Here is a 15,830-nt window from a genome sequence, read left to right on the forward strand (position 1 = left end):
CCAGTGTGTCCCGGCTCCCGCAACGCATTCCGTACGAAACACAAATCAGAAAACGTGGCAATGATTCGCGACAACCCCGCATAAAGCTAAGCCGCCGAAACTCAACATAGCCTTAACGTAGGCAATCCTGTCCCCCGAGGGAACAGCCAATTGTGGCCGAAATGCCGCAAGACACACCAAAAGCGCGTGATGCCGCCATCCAACTGCCAATAAGCCCTTATGCCACAGCGCCTTCAGGCGGCTCGCGCGACGAAATGACCTTGTCGATGAGGCCGAAATCCCTGGCTTCGTCAGCGGTCATGAAATGGTCGCGGTCGAGCGTCTTCTCGATCTCTTCGTAGCTCTTGCCGGTGTGCTTGACGTAGACCTCGTTGAGGCGACGCTTCAGCTTGATGATATCCAGGGCATGGCGCTCGATGTCGGACGCCTGGCCCTGGAAGCCGCCGGAAGGCTGGTGAACCATGATGCGGGCGTTCGGCGTGGCAAAGCGCATATCCTTGTGGCCGGCGGTCAGGAGCAGCGAACCCATCGAAGCCGCCTGGCCGATGCAGAGCGTCGACACGGCCGGCTTGATGAACTGCATGGTGTCGTAGATCGCCATGCCGGAGGTGACGACGCCGCCCGGCGAATTGATGTAGAGGTTGATTTCCTTCTTCGGATTCTCGGCTTCGAGGAACAAAAGCTGCGCGCAGACCAGCGTCGCCATGCCGTCCTCGACCGGACCGGTGATGAAAATGATGCGCTCCTTGAGGAGACGCGAGAAAATGTCGTAGGCCCGCTCGCCGCGATTGGTCTGTTCGACCACCATCGGAACGAGGTTCATGTAGGTTTCGACGGGGTTCTTCATCAGTTGTCTCTTATCTCGCGGTGGGATTCCGGCGCCGGGAATGCTGGCGGATCGGGCAGAATCGGTTCTGGATCGTTATTCCGTAAATAGGATGCCGGCTCATCCTTGTGCAAGGCCGACCCCTCCTAGCCATCTGGGTAAGTCGAATCAAGCTTTCTGACCAAGGATTCGCGGCGGCGGATGCTTCCGCGGGTCCGGAGCCGCATGGGCGGCCGCGCAAGGTAGCAGTTTCTTAACCGCGTCACTTAACGAAATGCGCCGAAACCGCTTTTCTCCGAAACGGCTTCCTCTACAATTCAACGTTGAACTTATGCGTGGAGTTCAACAGGGGAGTGTCATGTCCGGGAAGACCGCATGCTTCACCATTGCCGGGCTGACCATGCTCGACACGATTTCGCAGACAGCGGCCGGCGGCCGGGCCGTCGAATGCTATGAACCTGTCCGCAGTCCGGCCGTCTACGACACGGTCTAGGAAGACGTGCTGATCAGCCCGCCCGGCCAGCAGGTCGACTATACGCCCGCCATCTACGGTACCCGCGAGCGCGTCGTGATGACCGTTCCGGCGCAAGTGACCTACCAGATCGTGCCGGCCGTCACCCGCACCGTCTACCGCACGGTCCGGGTCGATGGCGGCGGCTACTCCTGGGAATGGCGCGTCATCCATGGTCGCAAGGTGCTGTGCAGGGTATGGCACAAGGCGCGCTACGAACGTGTTGCCAAAACCGTGGTGGTCCAGCCCGAACGCACGCGGCGCGTCGTCATTCCCGCACAATACGACAGAATCGCCCAGGAGGTGCTGGTGCGGCCGGGGCAAAGGCGCGTCATCGATGTTCCCGCCTCCTACCAGACCGTCGCGCGCCGCGTGCTGGTTCGCGAAGGTTCATCGGGCTGGCGGCGGGTGCATATTCCCAGGCATTGCCAGGATTAGCGAGCATAGCGTAACCTGCGTCGCAGCGGATCTCCGTAGGGCTGAGGGCATGCGCGACCTGGAAATTTCCAATCAGGAATTGTCAGACCTTGCCGAAGAAGCCTTGGCGCTTGCCAAAGGTTACTGGGCCTCCCTCGAGGAACGTCGGACGTATCCCACGACCAGCGGCAAACAGACGACCGAACTGTTCTCGCGGCCTTGGCAGGAGAGCGGCCGCGGACGGGAAGTCTTGCAGGATTTCAAGTCGATCGCGGAGCATGTGCGGCCTTCAACCGGCAGATTCTTCGGTTATGTCGTCGGCTCCGGCGAACCGGTCGGCGCGCTGGGGGAGCTGCTGGCTGCGGTGCTCAATCAGAATGTGACGTCGTGGCGGTCGGCTCCGGCTGCGACATCGATCGAACGCGCCGTGGTCGGGTGGTTGGCGGAGGCTGTCGGTTGCCCCGGATTTACAGGCAGCCTGTGCGGCGGCGGCTCGACGGCGAACCTCATGGCCCTGGGGATGGCGCGGGAAGCGAAGCTGCCAGCCAACGAAACAGGCGTACGGCCCTGCGTGATCTATGCTTCCGAGCAAGTGCACATGTCCATTCCAAAGGCCGTCGCGCTGTTGGGGATCGGTAGAAAAAATCTCCGTTTGATCCCTGTCGACGACAAATTCAGGATGCGGACGGATGCCCTCCAGGCGGCTATCGCCGTCGACCGCGAGGCCGGAAACATGCCCATCGCCATCGTGGCCACGGTCGGCACCATCATCTCCGGTGCGATCGATCCCCTTCCCGAGATTGCAGACATCGCCCGGAGGGAGGCGCTGTGGATGCACGTCGACGGTGCCTACGGAGGGCTGGCGGCTCTTGCGGCGCCGGAAAAGTTCCAAGGGTTGTCTTCGGCGGATTCGCTGTCACTGGATGCGCACAAATGGCTCTATCAGCCACTCGATTGCGGCTGCCTGCTCTATCGTCACCCGGACATTGCGCGAAAGACTTTTTCGCACAGCGACGACTACGTCAGGATACTGAGCGATGACCCTACGGAAGCATTTGCGTTCTTTGAGGAGTCGATCGAACTCTCTCGACGCTTCCGTGCGCTGAAGCTCTGGATGTCGCTGCAGTATCACGGACGCCGTGCCTATCGCGAAGCCATCGCCCGCGATCTCAACCATGCCCAGATGTTGGCGCAGGCAATCGCGTCGCAGCCGGAGTTGGAACAGCTTGCACCCGTATCGCTAAGCGCAGTCTGTTTCCGCCACCGCTCAAAGAACAATGAAGCGATCCTGCGCCGCGTGATCGCGCGCGGCCGGGTGTATCTGTCGAATGCGACGATCAACGGCCATTTCGCGCTGCGCGCGTGTTTCGTCAATCACCGAACGACCCCAGATGACGTGCAGGCGATTGTGTCCGAAGTCATTGCCGCCGCAGACGAAATCATCGCTGAGTGAGTCTTCAACCTGGCGGCGTTCAGGCCACTTCCGCCCGCAGCCATGTCTTCAGGCCGGCGATGTCGCCGTCGCCCACCGCGGCCGCAACGCGCCGGCCGACCGCAGCGCCGAATTTGTAGCCATGGCCGGAGCAGGCCGAGACGATCAGGCATTTTCCTCGCTCGTGAGCGAAGAACTTCTCATCTTCGGTGAAGGTGTAGGCGCAGGTGACCACCTCGGTCACCCTGTATTCCTCGATGCGCGCGATCGGCGGCGAAAACAGGTTGCGGATCGCCTCGCCCTCGCCCGCCACCGGCTGACGGTTCCAATCGGCGTCGCTGGTCGGCACCCTGTGCAGCCCGGACCCGAATTTCATGCCGGCGCCGCCGGAGGGCGGGATCACATAGCCGTCGATCGCGCCGCCGACATCGAGGACAACCGGTGCCACCCGCCAGGCGGCCTTGAGGTCGGCCGGCGGTTCGACATAGGCGAGTGCGGTTCGATAGGTCTTCAGCTCGCCGTCCAGTTCCGGAAACAGTTTCAGCACCCAGGCGCCGGCGGCGACAACGATACGGTCGGCCTGCATCGTCTCGCCGCTTTCGAGCACGATGTGGCCGGCTTCGGCGTCGACTTCGATGACCTTGCTGTTTTCGTAGACATTGGCGCCGTTGGCGCGCAGCCAGTTTGCCATGCCGGAGGCTATCTTGCGGCAATGCAGGGCGCCGCCTTCGGTCGAGAAATAGGCGTAGCGAAACGAGCCGGCTTCGAGAAACGGCCAGCGTTTCACTGCTGCATCGGGCTCCAGCAATTCGAACGGAAAATTGCCTTCTTCCAGGCCCTCGCGATATTCCTCGGCCTCGTCGCCCGGTTCGCGCGAAACGCAGACAAATCCGCGCGCATCAAGATGGCTTTCGCCGAGATCGGCCCACATCTCGTCCCAGGCCTGGTAGGCTTCGGTGATCAGCCGGCCATAGCCGGTCCCCGCGCGGTAAGCGCGGCGGATGATGCGATGATGGTCGCCCGACGCGGCCATCGGGTTTGGGATCGGCCCTTGCTCGACGATCGAAACGCTGTGGCCGGCCTTGACCAGCGACCACGCCGTGGAGAGACCGGCAATGCCCGCGCCGACAACGATCACATTCATCAAATCAGACTTTCCGCAGCCGGTCGGCTGGCTCAACGTATTCGATTGCGGGCGCCAACATACGGTCTGGAACCAGGCTGGCAAGCCGCGCTATTGGTCTGGCATGAGCAAATTGACGCCACCCGCCCTGGTCTTTGATCCAGCCACTCGACGCCTGCGGCTCGACCCGCACGAGCCGGCCTTTTTTCAAAACCCTTATGATGCCTATGCTTTCCTGCATGGCGTATCGAATGCATTCTTCTGGGAAGAATTCGGCTTCTGGTGCTTTGGCGGCTTCGACGACGTCAACCGGCTGCTGCGCGACCGCCGCTTCGGCCGCCAGAACCCGGCCGGCATTCCAGACAGCCGCGGCATTGGACAGGACCGCAGCCATCTCAGGGCCTTCGACGGGCTCGAAGCCAATTCGATGCTGGAACTGGAGCCGCCGGTGCACACGCGTCTGAGAACACTGGTCAACCGCGCCTTCGTCTCGCGCCAGGTCGAAAGGCTGCGGCCGCGTGTCGAGGCCTTGGCCAACGACCTGATCGACCGTTTCGAACCAGGCAAGACGGTCGACCTGTTGCCTGCTTTCGCGGCGCCCTTGCCGATCACCATCATTGCCGAAATGCTCGGCGTGCCGGTCGAAATGGGGCCGCAACTGCTCGACTGGTCGCACCAGATGGTTGCCATGTATATGCATGGCCGCACCCGCGAAATCGAAGAGACGGCCAACCGCGCCGCGCGCGAATTTGCGGATTTCCTCCGTGGCTACGTCACCGAACGACGCAGGAATCCCGGCGACGACCTTTTGTCGCTGCTGATCTCGGCGCAGGAGGATGGCCAAAAGCTGTCGGAGGACGAGATGGTGTCCTCGGCGATCCTGCTGCTCAATGCCGGCCATGAAGCGACCGTGCACCAGACCGGCAATGCCGTCCGCTCGATCCTTGCGCAAGGGGGCGATGTCAGCCGCTTCTTCGGCTCGCCCGAGACGACCGCGGCAACGGTCGAGGAATGCCTGCGGTTCGACGCGCCGCTGCACATGTTCACGCGCTACGCCTATCAGGAGATCGAAGTCTCGCCCGGCATCGTCGTGCAGCCGGGGCAGACGATCGGGCTGCTGCTTGGCATGGCCAATCATGACCCGCGCGCCTTCGCCGATCCCCTCGCTTTCCGGCCCGACCGTGCCGACCAGAAGAACGTCTCCTTCGGCGCCGGCATTCATTTCTGCATCGGCGCGCCGCTCGCCCGGCTCGAATTGCAGGTGTCGCTGAAAACCTTGTTCGAACGGCATCCGAAGCTGCATCTTGCTGAAGAGGCGCGGTTCCGCGACACTTACCACTTCCATGGGCTGGAAACGCTCGCCGTCGGCTTTTGACGATCGCGAACCTGGGGCTGCCTCAGCCAGTTTCCGGCAAAATAGGACGGCGACGCTTTGCCTGACATGACCGAGTTGAAATTCGCCTTCCTGGAAGAACCGCCATTTTGCTTCACCGGCGCATCGGGCGAGGTCTCAGGCTGTGACGTCGAGCTTGCGCGCAGGCTCGGTGACATGCTCGGATTGGCGAGCTTTAAGCCGATCGAAACCGAATTCGCTGAGCTGCTGCCTGGGCTGGTCGAGGGCCGTTGGACCATGACGACCGGCCTGTTCGTCTCCGAAGAGCGCAGGCAGCTTGTCGACTTCACTCGGCCGATATGGGCGTTGCAGGATGGGTTGCTGGTCGCGGCGGACAATCCGTGCGGCTTTCGCGGCTACCAATCCATTGCCGAGGACCGGACCGCGTTGATTGGGGTCATAACCGATCAGGTTCAGCATCTTACGGCATTGCACAACGGAATAGCGCCTGGGCAGATCAGGATGTTTGCAACGCAGGCGGATGCGGCGGACGCAGTGGCCAACGGCGTCGTGCACGCCTATGCCAGCGTCGCCATGGCGCATCGAGGCTATCTGACCCGGCGGCCCGAAATGCGGCTTGGACTTGTCGAGGTTCCCCCGGTTGAAAAGCAGCCGTCGGCCGGTGCCTTCGCGATCGCCAAAGGCAATTCAGCCCTGCTCCGGCGCGTCGATGCTTGCCTCGATGAATTGGTGGGCAGCGACTGGCACCGACAGATGATGGCGCGATACGGATTCTCGGACAGCGATATCGATCGCATCGTTTGATCCGCGCATCTTTTGTTGTTCGACCATGATCTTTACCCGAAAACCGGCCTCCACTTTTCGGGATCATGGTCTACAGCTTGATCACATACTCCTTGCGAGTCGTCTCAAGCACTTCCCAGCTGCCTTTGAAGCCGGGCCTCAGCACGAAGCTGTCGCCGGCCTTGACGGTGCGTGCCTGCCCGCCGTCTTCCGCGATCACCGAAACGCCAGACAGGATGTGGCAGAACTCCCACTCGTCATAGACGATGCGCCATTTGCCCGGGGTCGATTCCCAGATGCCGGCGTAGAGGCCGCCGTCGCGCTCCTCGACATTCCAGGTGCGGAATTTGGGATCGCCCGAGATCAGCCGGTCCGGTGCCGGCGCGCCCTGTTCGGCGTCGACAGTGTCGACGCCGATGGCAAGAATTTTTGACTCGCTCATGATCGGTCAGACCTTGGCAAGCGCCTGTTCGAGGTCGGCGACGATGTCGTTAACGTCCTCGATGCCGATCGAAAGCCGCACCGTGTCCGGTCCTGCGCCGGCCTTGACCTTCTGCTCGTCGGAAAGCTGGCGGTGCGTGGTCGAGGCCGGGTGGATGACCAGCGACTTGGTGTCGCCGACATTGGCCACGTGCGAGAACAGTTCGAGCGCCTCGACGAATTTGACGCCGGCGTCATAGCCGCCCTTGAGAGCGAAGGTGAACACGGCGCCGGCGCCAAGTGGTGAGTATTTCTTCTGCAGCGCGTTGTTCTTGTCGCTGGGCAGGCCGGGATAGTTCACCGAGGCAACCTTGGGGTGGTTGGACAGCCAGGCAGCAACCGTCACGGCGTTGTCGCAGTGGCGCTGCATGCGCAGCGGCAGGGTTTCCAGGCCGGTCAGGATGAGGAAGGCGTTGAACGGCGAGATCGCCGGGCCGAGATCGCGCAGGCCGAGCACACGCGCGGCAATGGCGAAAGCGAAATTGCCGAAGGTTTCGTGCAGGACGAGGCCGCCATATTCGGGGCGCGGTTCCGACAGCATCGGATATTTGCCCGACTTCGACCAATCGAAGGTGCCGCCATCGACGATGGCGCCGCCGATCGAATTGCCGTGGCCGCCGATGAACTTGGTCAGCGAATGGACGACGATGTCGGCGCCATGCTCGATCGGCCGGATCAGGTAGGGCGAGGCCAGCGTGTTGTCGACGATGAGCGGCAGACCATGCTTGCGCGCGATGTCGCCGATCTTCTCGATGTCGACGAAGGTGCCGCCCGGATTGGCAAGGCTCTCGATGAAGATCGCCTTGGTCCTGTCATCGATCTGGCTTTCGAAGGTCGAGATGTCGTTGGTGTCGGCCCAGCGCACCTCCCAACCATAATTCTTGAAGGCATGGCCGAATTGGTTGATCGAACCGCCATAAAGCTTGTTGGCGGCAACGAAATTGTCGCCCGGCTGCATCAGATTGTGGAACACTATCACCTGCGCGGCGTGGCCGGAGGCGACCGCAAGAGCCGCCGTGCCGCCTTCGAGTGCCGCCATGCGCTCTTCCAACACCGCCTGCGTCGGATTCATGATGCGGGTGTAGATGTTGCCGAAAGCCTTCAGGCCGAACAGTGAGGCGGCATGGTCGGCATCGTCGAAGACGAAGGAGGTCGTCTGGTAGATCGGCGTGGCACGAGCGCCGGTCGCCGGGTCGGGCTTGGCGCCGGCGTGGACGGCGAGCGTGTTAAAACCTGGCGTGCGGGTCACTGAAAACCTCCCTTTTTGAAACTCTTGAAATCGCCGGGCATTCTTGGCGAAGCCCGGCCGCGAATGCAAAGAAGAAAATGCCCTTCCGTGCAGGACCTTCTATCAAGCGGCAGGAAAATACGGCGTTTGCCGGAATAATCTTGCGCTTTCGCCCCTCGCCTATTTCTGGCGAACGCCGAAACTCTGGAATCCCGACCGCATCAGCGGCTTCTTCGACGACAGCACGCCGGAGTTGACGCCGGTCCAGCCGATCTCGCCGGACAGTTTGCCATATTCGATTTTGGGGCAGCGGTTCATCACCACCTTGATGCCCGCGGCCTCGGCGCGCGCGGCTGCCTCGTCATGGCGAACGCCAAGCTGCATCCAGATGACTTTCGGCAAGGGATCGAGCCGCAACACCTCGTCGACGATGCCGGGCACCGCCGCCGGCGCGCGAAAAATGTCGACCATGTCGACCGGCTCCGGAATATCGGCGAGCCTGGCATAGGTCATCCGACCGAGTATCTCCTTGCCGGCCTGGCCGGGATTGATCGGGAACACCGAAAAGCCCTTGGCCAGCAGATATTTCAGCACGAAATAGCTTGGCCGCACATCATTGGCGGACGCGCCGACCATGGCGACGGTCTTCACCGAATTGAGGATGCCGGCGATGTAGGTGTTGTCGTAGCTATCGTGGATCATGCCTCGTCCTCATACAACGCCTCGTCGAGAAAGCCATCCGGGTCATTGCTAAAATCGCGCAGCATGCGGAAGTGGTCCGTGTCGCGAAAGTCGGCGGGCTCCAGCCCGAACCGGCTGATGCGGAACAGCCGCGCGCCTGGACAAGCCATCAACAATGGCGAATGCGTCGCCATGATCACCTGCGCGGTGCCCGACTGGTCCATGCGCCGCAGCATCTTGAGCAGCTCGATCTGTCGCGACGGCGAAAGCGCGCTCTCGGGCTCGTCGAGGATGTAGATGCCTTGCCTGCGGCAGCGCTCCTCGAAAAAGCGGATAAAACCTTCGCCATGCGACCAGGACAGGAAGTCCGGCGGCGTCCCGCCAGACTCCAGCGCCGCCTGATCGAGATAGCGGGCCACGGAGTAGAAAGATTCGGCACGAAAGAACCAGCCGGCAGTGACTTTCGGCAGCCAGTGACCGCGGAAAGTGTCTGCAAGTGCTGCGCCACTCTTGTCGATGGCGCCGGCATGGTCGACAGGCCTGTAGCCCTTGCCGCCTCCGGCTTCGTCATAGCCGGCCAGTGCGCCGATCGCCTCGAGCAGCGTCGATTTGCCGGTGCCGTTCTCGCCGACAATGATGGTGATCGGCGTGGTGAATTCGAGCTCGAACTCATGGCCGCGAAACAGCGGCAGGTTCCAGGGATATTTCTCCCAGTCCGCCACGCGCTCAGCGTCAAGCAGGATGCGCTTCAGATAGGGAGCCTTTAGCCGCGTCAGTTGCTTGCGATGAGCCATCAGCCGGGGAGCGAAATCGTGCCGTCTTCCGCGATCGGAAAGGCCGGATTGTGCGCCACTTCCCAGACATGCCCGTCGGCGTCGGCGAAGTAGCCGTACCAGCCGCCCCAAAAGGCCCGGCCGGCCGGCTTGACGATGCGGCCGCCGGCTTTTTCCGCCCTGGCGAGCACGTCGTCGACTTCGGCGTCGGAGCGGGTGTTGTAGGCGAGGTAGACCGCCGATGGCGCCGCGGCGAAGGCAATGCCGGAATCCTCTTCTGCGCTGGCACGTGGGAACAGGCCAAGAATGACGCCACCCATCTGGAAGAAGGCGACACCGTCGGTGATACCGGCATGCCGCTTCAAGCCCATCGCCTCGTAGAAGCGCACCGCACGGTCGAGATCGTCCGTGGCGATGGTGATGATGGAGATACGCGGTTCCATGGTGCTGCTCCTATTCGTCCGTCCATTCCGGCTTGCGCTTGCCGATGAAGGCGCCGATGCCTTCCTCGGCGTCGCGCGCGAGCATGTTTTCGACCATGATCCGACCGGTATAGGCGTAGGCGTCCGCCAGCCCCATTTCGGCCTGCGCGTAAAACGCCTCCTTGCCGGTCTTGACCACCAAAGATGATTTGGAAGCAATGGTTTGCGCGTATTTGGTGACGATCTGATTCAAATATTCGCGCGGCACGACGCGGTTGACCAGGCCGAACTCCTTGGCGGTCGCCGCATCGATCGTCTCTCCGGTCAACAGCATCTCCATCGCCTGCTTGCGCGAGACGTTGCGCGACAGCGCCACCATCGGCGTCGAGCAGAACAGGCCGATGTTGACGCCCGGCGTGCAGAAGGTCGCCTCATGCGAAGCGATCGCCAGGTCGCAGCTGGCGACCAGTTGCAGCCCGGCGGCGGTGGCGAGGCCGTCGACTTCCGCGATGACAGGCAAGGGATGCCGCACGATCGCCTGCATCAGCGTCGCACAGGCGGCAAACGTCTCTGCGAAGAAGGCCTTGCCATGATCGGCGTCAGTGCGGCGCGCCGTCATTTCCTTGAGATCATGGCCGGCGCAGAACACCTTGCCGGCTGCCGACAAAACGATCACGCGAACCGCCTTATCGGCCTTGGCGCGCTCGAGTTCGGCCGTCAGCGCCGCCATCACCGCCAGCGACAGGGCGTTGGCGGGCGGATTGGCGAGTGTGAGGCGCAGCACGCCCTTGTCCAGTCGTGCAACAACCGGACCCTCAACGGCGGCAGGCTTGATGGCAAGGATTTCGGCCATGGTAAGGTCTCCGCGATTCCGCTGGGGCTGCCAGAGTATCTAATACCGGATCAGGTTTCGTCCAACACCGATCGCTTGCACCAGGGGACGAAGATTGTCAGAAATGCCGCGCCGCGCCCATACAGGTAGGCCAAAAACGAGAGACCGACATGCCCGCCCAAACCAATTTGAAGCCGGTGCTGACCGCGCAACAAGTCAATGCGCTGATGGAGACCGTCTATCCGCAGCTCAATGAGCAGTTCAAATATTTCGAGGCGATCGACGTGTTCCCCGGCGGCTGCACCGTGCGGCTCAACGCCGGCGAGCGGCACTTGCGTCCGGGCGGCACCGTATCCGGCCCTTCGCTGTTCACGCTGGCCGACATTGGCGGCTACGTCTGCGTGCTCAGCCATGCCGGGCCGGATGCGCTTTCCGTTACCGTCAACCTCGACATCAATTTCGTGCGCAAGGCCGGGGCCGGACCGATCGATGGCCATTGCCGCATCCTGAAGCTGGGAAAAAGCCTGATGGTGTTCGATATCGACATCGTTGCCGGCCCGGACGGACACACGGTGGCGCACGCCACCGGCACCTATTCCATCCCGCCAAAGCGAAATGGCGATGTGGTAAAATAATACCTTTTACCTAAACTCTTGTTTTTGCACTACTTTACCTGCTATCGACCGTTTCGTGCACCTTGACGCCAGAAACACCCTCGCCTATAAGCCCCTCACGAAGCAGCGGCCCGCAAAGGCCGCCGTTTTGTTATTGGCGGCGGGCAGCGTTCTTCCGACAATCCAAGCAACAAGAAACGCCTTCTCTTATGAAGGTCAGAACCGAGAGCAGAAAACATGACAACCTTTTCGCAGAAGCCTGCGGATGTGGTGAAGAAGTGGATCCTGATCGACGCCGAAGGTCTCGTCGTCGGTCGTCTGGCCACTGTCATCGCCAATCATCTTCGCGGCAAGCACAAGCCGACCTTCACCCCGCATGTCGACGACGGCGACAACGTCATCGTCATCAATGCCGACAAGGTGGTGTTCACCGGCAAGAAGTTCACCGACAAGGTCTATTACTGGCACACCGGCCACCCAGGCGGCATCAAGGAGCGCACCGCGCGCCAGCTGCTCGAGGGTCGTTTCCCCGAGCGTGTCGTCGAGAAGGCCGTTGAGCGCATGGTCCCGCGTGGCCCGCTCGGCCGTCGCCAGATGAAGAACCTGCGCGTCTATGCAGGTGCCGAGCATCCGCATGTCGCCCAGCAGCCCGTCGTGCTCGACGTGGCCAAGCTGAACGCCAAGAACAAGAAGGTCGCATAAGATGGCTGAGCTTTCCTCGCTCGCAGAACTGGGCGCCGCCACCGGCAACACCAATACCCAGCCGGCGGCCCCCGTCCACGTCCAGAAGCTCGACAAGTCGGGCCGCGCCTATGCCACCGGCAAGCGCAAGAACGCCATTGCGCGCGTCTGGGTGAAGCCGGGTTCCGGCAAGATCATCGTCAACGACAAGGAATTCGCGACCTATTTCGCGCGTCCGGTCCTGCAGATGATCCTCAACCAGCCGATCATCGCCTCCAACCGCGCCGGGCAGTACGACATCGTCGCGACAGTTGTCGGCGGCGGTCTCTCCGGCCAGGCTGGCGCCGTGCGTCACGGTATCTCCAAGGCGCTGACCTACTACGAGCCGACGCTGCGCGCCGTGCTCAAGAAGGGCGGCTTCCTGACCCGCGACAGCCGCGTCGTCGAGCGCAAGAAGTACGGCAAGGCGAAAGCCCGTCGTTCGTTCCAGTTCTCGAAGCGCTAAACGCTCCGTAGCTTCAGACCATCGAAAGGCCGCCTCCGGGCGGCCTTTTTGTTTGCGGCTCGGCAGTCACCCCATCCGCGCCTGCGGCGCGACCTCCCTCGATGGGGAGGTCGGCGCGTAGTGCCGGTGGGGTGATGGCGCCGTCACAAAACAGGTCAGGCCTTGCCGCCCTTGATATAGTCGATGAACGCCCGCAGCGGGGCCGGAACCAGGCGCCGGCCGGGATAATAGAGGAACGGTCCGGGAAAACTCGGCCACCACGGTTCGAGAATGGGCTCAAGCGCGCCGCTTTCGAAGTAAGGGCGAAGCCAGCCCTCGAAGAGGCCGACGATGCCTGTGCCCGCGATGGCCGTATCGACGGCAAGATCGGTCGCGCCGCCGATGCGCACGATCAGCGGCCCTGTCGGATCGACCCGCACCACCTCACCGTCGCGCTCGAACTCCCAGGGCAGCATCGCACCGCTGGCAAAGCGCCCGCGCACGCAAGAGTGGCCAAGCAGGTCGCTCGGGTGTTGCGGTCGCCCATGGCGAGCAAGATAGGCAGGGCTGGCGGCGGTGGCGAAGCGCTGCACGCGCGGTCCGATCGGCACCGCGATCATGTCCTGCTCCAGCCGCTCGTCATAGCGGATGCCGGCGTCACACCCGGCCGCCAGCACATCGACAAAGTTCTCATCGGCGATCACTTCCAGGCGGATGCCGGGATAGGCGGCGAGGAAACCCGGCACGATATCGGGCAAGATCAACCGCGCGGCGCTGACCGGCACATTGAGACGCAGCGAGCCCGCCGGCCTGTCGCGAAAGCCGTTCACCACGTCCAGCGCCGCCTCCACCTCCGACAGCGCCGGGCCGAGCCGCTCCAGCAGGCTGAGGCCCGCCTCGGTGGGAACAACGCTGCGCGTCGTGCGGTTGAACAGCCTGACACCGAGCTGCACTTCCAGCCGACGCACCGCCTCACTCAACCCGGAGGCGCTGCCGCCGCTCGCACGCGCGCCATCGCGAAAACCGCCGGCGCGCGCCACCGCCACGAAGGCGTTCAGATCGCTGAGGTCCATCATTGTTCGCCATTCCGCACGGCCTGTGTGGATTGTACCGGATTATCACGAGGTTGGGCAGCGCCTATCTCTGCCTCCTCAAAGGAGATCAATCATGTCCAACATCCAACAATCCGGCACCTTCAAGCTCGGCAGTCATACCGTGAAGCGGCTCGGCTACGGCGCCATGCAGCTCGCCGGTCCCGGCGTTTTCGGACCGCCTAGGGACCATGACACGGCATTGGCCGTGCTGCGCGAGGCGATTGCGCAAGGCATCGACCATATCGATACCAGCGACTTCTATGGCCCGCACGTCACCAACCTTTTGATCCGCGAAGCGCTGGCGCCTTACCCTGACGATCTCGTCATCGTCACCAAGATCGGCGCCCGGCGCGGCGCGGATGGATCGTGGTTGCCGGCCTTTTCTGCCGAAGCGCTGACCCAGGCGATGCATGACAATCTCAGCAATCTCGGGCTCGATGTGCTCGACGTCGTCAACCTACGCATCATGTTCGATACCCATGGTCCAGCCGAGGGATCGATCGAAGCGCCGCTCACCGTGCTGGCCGAGCTTCAACAACAGGGCCTGGTCAGGCACATAGGATTGAGCAACGTGACGCCGGCCCAGATCGCGCAAGGACGCGGGATCGCCGAGATCGTCTGCGTGCAGAACCAGTACAATCTTGCGCATCGCGGCGACGACGCCCTGATCGACGACCTTGCCCGCGACGGCATCGCCTATGTGCCGTTCTTCCCGCTCGGCGGCTTCAACCCGCTGCAATCCTCCACCCTGTCGGAAATCGCGGCGCGCCTCGGCGCCACGCCAATGCAGGTTGCGCTCGCCTGGCTGCTGCGCCGCTCGCCCAACATCCTGCTGATTCCCGGCACATCGTCGGTCGGACATTTGCGGGAAAACCTCGCTGCTGCCGAACTCAAGCTTTCGGACGATGTGCTGGGGGAGTTGGATGGGATGGCTAAGGCGGCCTGAGGCTAGCCAATCTCCCCCCTCGTGGGGCATCTCCCCCACGAGGGGGGAGATTGGCTGCTGCAGCCGCCGCTTAGTTGATACTCGCCGTATTCGCCGGCTCAACGGGCCGCGCCTCGTTCGCATAAGGCACGCGAAAACCGTTCGCTGCCAGCCAGCCAATGGCCGCCTTCGGCTCGTCGGTCTGGATGATGGTGGCGCCGCGATCGGCCCAGAAACCCCAGCTTTCGCGCGGCAGGCTGGCCTGCACGGCCAGTTCGTCGCCGCGGCCGCCGGCAAGGAAGCCGCCCGGCTTGCCAGCGATGGCGTAGGTGTCGGCCCAGATATGCCAGTTTCCCCTCACCGCGGCCGCGCGCATGCGTGTGCTGAACAACGGTCCGCCGGTCTCGGTCAGCGTCTCGGCGCCTGCCCGCCAGTTGATCAGCTCGATCGCGCGCGGCGAAAAGGCATGGTCGACCGTCCGGGCGAAGCCGGCATCACGCACCGCATCATCGGCGATGATCGGCATGAACTCGAAGCCGTCGCCGATGGCGGCCATTGCGGCCTTGACCATGGTGATCCTGTCCTGGTTCCACAAATTCTCCTTGACGATGACCTGTTCGGCCATGCCGAGATCGCGAGCGACCGCGATCATGCCCGAGAGGTCGCCGACGTCGAGCTTGTTGTCGAGGTTGATGAGGATCCTGTCCCTGGTTGCCATGAGCATCTCGCGCAGCGTCGAAACCGTCTCATTGGTGACGGCGCCGGTGCCCTCGATCACCAGCCTGCAGGTCTTCAGTTCGGCCAGTGTGTATTTGACCACCTCGCCCTTGCAGGTCGTGGTGCGGTCGAGCCAGCTGTCATGCATGACGACGAACTCACCGTCCTTCGAGCGCCTGATATCGACCTCGACGATTTCTGCGCCCATCGCGATCGCCCCCTCCACGGCGGCAATCGAATTTTCCGCGTAGAGCGTCTTGCCCGCCTGCATGCTGCCGGCGCGATGCGCGACCACCATGACGTGGTCGCGCCACTGGTTGGCGTGCTCGAAGCGGTCAAGAATCTGCCTGGCGCGGGTCTCGCCGGCCAATGACTGGCCAGAAAAGGCCGCAAGTGCCGAGGAAAACAGAAGGCTCAGCCAGATGGTCCGCATCGAGAATCGCTCCTTGCCGG

The 15,830-nt window shown here is 62.7% G+C and carries 17 protein-coding genes and 1 pseudogene; 8 read left to right on the top strand and 10 right to left on the bottom strand.

Annotation, left to right across the window (positions count from 1 at the left end):
* Nucleotides 1-217: 217 nt before the first annotated feature.
* Nucleotides 218-847, bottom strand: coding sequence for an ATP-dependent Clp protease proteolytic subunit (locus EOA19_RS28010; protein WP_023810285.1), 630 nt, complete (start codon nucleotides 845-847; stop codon nucleotides 218-220).
* 337 nt (nucleotides 848-1,184) lie between these two features.
* Here EOA19_RS28010 and EOA19_RS28015 point away from each other — a divergent pair.
* Nucleotides 1,185-1,775: pseudogene (locus tag EOA19_RS28015) on the top strand (hypothetical protein).
* A gap of 49 nt (nucleotides 1,776-1,824) precedes the next feature.
* The gene (locus tag EOA19_RS28020; RefSeq protein ID WP_128305446.1) at nucleotides 1,825-3,207 is read left to right on the top strand and encodes a pyridoxal-dependent decarboxylase; all 1,383 of its coding nucleotides are present in this window, start codon (nucleotides 1,825-1,827) and stop codon (nucleotides 3,205-3,207) included.
* Between the two features lie 19 nt (nucleotides 3,208-3,226).
* On the opposite strand, the gene EOA19_RS28025 is transcribed toward EOA19_RS28020, so the two are convergent.
* Complete coding sequence (locus tag EOA19_RS28025) at nucleotides 3,227-4,330, bottom strand: FAD-dependent oxidoreductase (RefSeq protein WP_128305447.1); 1,104 nt, start codon at nucleotides 4,328-4,330, stop codon at nucleotides 3,227-3,229.
* A 103-nt stretch (nucleotides 4,331-4,433) separates the two neighbouring features.
* Between EOA19_RS28025 and EOA19_RS28030 the strand changes: the two genes are divergently transcribed.
* Both EOA19_RS28030 and EOA19_RS28035 read left to right on the top strand, forming a co-directional pair.
* Complete coding sequence (locus EOA19_RS28030) at nucleotides 4,434-5,684, top strand: cytochrome P450 (protein ID WP_128305470.1); 1,251 nt, start codon at nucleotides 4,434-4,436, stop codon at nucleotides 5,682-5,684.
* A 66-nt stretch (nucleotides 5,685-5,750) separates the two neighbouring features.
* Nucleotides 5,751-6,467 (top strand): transporter substrate-binding domain-containing protein, encoded by a 717-nt coding sequence (locus EOA19_RS28035; RefSeq protein WP_128305471.1) that lies wholly within the window; start codon nucleotides 5,751-5,753, stop codon nucleotides 6,465-6,467.
* A gap of 70 nt (nucleotides 6,468-6,537) precedes the next feature.
* On the opposite strand, the gene EOA19_RS28040 is transcribed toward EOA19_RS28035, so the two are convergent.
* The 6 genes from EOA19_RS28040 to EOA19_RS28065 all read right to left on the bottom strand — a co-directional run bounded on the left by EOA19_RS28040 (nucleotide 6,538) and on the right by EOA19_RS28065 (nucleotide 10,883).
* Nucleotides 6,538-6,888, bottom strand: coding sequence for a cupin domain-containing protein (locus EOA19_RS28040; protein WP_128305448.1), 351 nt, complete (start codon nucleotides 6,886-6,888; stop codon nucleotides 6,538-6,540).
* Between the two features lie 6 nt (nucleotides 6,889-6,894).
* Nucleotides 6,895-8,175, bottom strand: coding sequence for an O-acetylhomoserine aminocarboxypropyltransferase (locus EOA19_RS28045; protein ID WP_128305449.1), 1,281 nt, complete (start codon nucleotides 8,173-8,175; stop codon nucleotides 6,895-6,897).
* Nucleotides 8,176-8,334: 159 nt separating this feature from the next.
* The gene (locus EOA19_RS28050) at nucleotides 8,335-8,856 is read right to left on the bottom strand and encodes a CoA-binding protein (RefSeq protein ID WP_023810278.1); all 522 of its coding nucleotides are present in this window, start codon (nucleotides 8,854-8,856) and stop codon (nucleotides 8,335-8,337) included.
* The gene (locus EOA19_RS28055; RefSeq protein WP_128305450.1) at nucleotides 8,853-9,629 is read right to left on the bottom strand and encodes an AAA family ATPase; all 777 of its coding nucleotides are present in this window, start codon (nucleotides 9,627-9,629) and stop codon (nucleotides 8,853-8,855) included. Before EOA19_RS28055 ends, EOA19_RS28050 begins: the two co-directional genes overlap by 4 nt.
* Entirely contained in the window at nucleotides 9,629-10,051 is a 423-nt protein-coding gene (locus tag EOA19_RS28060) for a VOC family protein (protein WP_027162400.1), read from the bottom strand. Before EOA19_RS28060 ends, EOA19_RS28055 begins: the two co-directional genes overlap by 1 nt.
* A 10-nt stretch (nucleotides 10,052-10,061) precedes the next feature.
* On the bottom strand, nucleotides 10,062-10,883 hold the full coding sequence (locus tag EOA19_RS28065; RefSeq protein ID WP_128305451.1) for an enoyl-CoA hydratase: 822 nt from the start codon (nucleotides 10,881-10,883) through the stop codon (nucleotides 10,062-10,064).
* 149 nt (nucleotides 10,884-11,032) lie between these two features.
* On the opposite strand from EOA19_RS28065, the gene EOA19_RS28070 reads away from it, so the two are divergent.
* From EOA19_RS28070 to rpsI, 3 genes are all read left to right on the top strand, one after another.
* On the top strand, nucleotides 11,033-11,497 hold the full coding sequence (locus EOA19_RS28070; RefSeq protein ID WP_128305452.1) for a PaaI family thioesterase: 465 nt from the start codon (nucleotides 11,033-11,035) through the stop codon (nucleotides 11,495-11,497).
* A gap of 216 nt (nucleotides 11,498-11,713) precedes the next feature.
* Complete coding sequence (gene rplM, locus EOA19_RS28075) at nucleotides 11,714-12,178, top strand: 50S ribosomal protein L13 (RefSeq protein WP_013532205.1); 465 nt, start codon at nucleotides 11,714-11,716, stop codon at nucleotides 12,176-12,178.
* Nucleotide 12,179: 1 nt separating this feature from the next.
* On the top strand, nucleotides 12,180-12,662 hold the full coding sequence (gene rpsI / locus EOA19_RS28080; protein WP_023810272.1) for a 30S ribosomal protein S9: 483 nt from the start codon (nucleotides 12,180-12,182) through the stop codon (nucleotides 12,660-12,662).
* 155 nt (nucleotides 12,663-12,817) lie between these two features.
* On the opposite strand, the gene EOA19_RS28085 is transcribed toward rpsI, so the two are convergent.
* Nucleotides 12,818-13,717, bottom strand: coding sequence for a LysR family transcriptional regulator (locus tag EOA19_RS28085; RefSeq protein WP_128305453.1), 900 nt, complete (start codon nucleotides 13,715-13,717; stop codon nucleotides 12,818-12,820).
* Between the two features lie 91 nt (nucleotides 13,718-13,808).
* Here EOA19_RS28085 and EOA19_RS28090 point away from each other — a divergent pair, with 91 nt between their 5' ends.
* Nucleotides 13,809-14,681, top strand: coding sequence for an aldo/keto reductase family oxidoreductase (locus tag EOA19_RS28090; protein ID WP_128305454.1), 873 nt, complete (start codon nucleotides 13,809-13,811; stop codon nucleotides 14,679-14,681).
* Between the two features lie 70 nt (nucleotides 14,682-14,751).
* Here EOA19_RS28090 and EOA19_RS28095 read toward each other — a convergent pair whose 3' ends face one another.
* Complete coding sequence (locus EOA19_RS28095) at nucleotides 14,752-15,810, bottom strand: glycerophosphodiester phosphodiesterase family protein (protein ID WP_128305455.1); 1,059 nt, start codon at nucleotides 15,808-15,810, stop codon at nucleotides 14,752-14,754.
* Between the last annotated feature and the right edge of the window lie 20 nt (nucleotides 15,811-15,830).

Origin of the sequence: Mesorhizobium sp. M7A.F.Ca.US.010.02.1.1 (genome assembly GCF_004023085.1) — a bacterium.
In the GTDB taxonomy this organism is placed as follows: domain Bacteria; phylum Pseudomonadota; class Alphaproteobacteria; order Rhizobiales; family Rhizobiaceae; genus Mesorhizobium.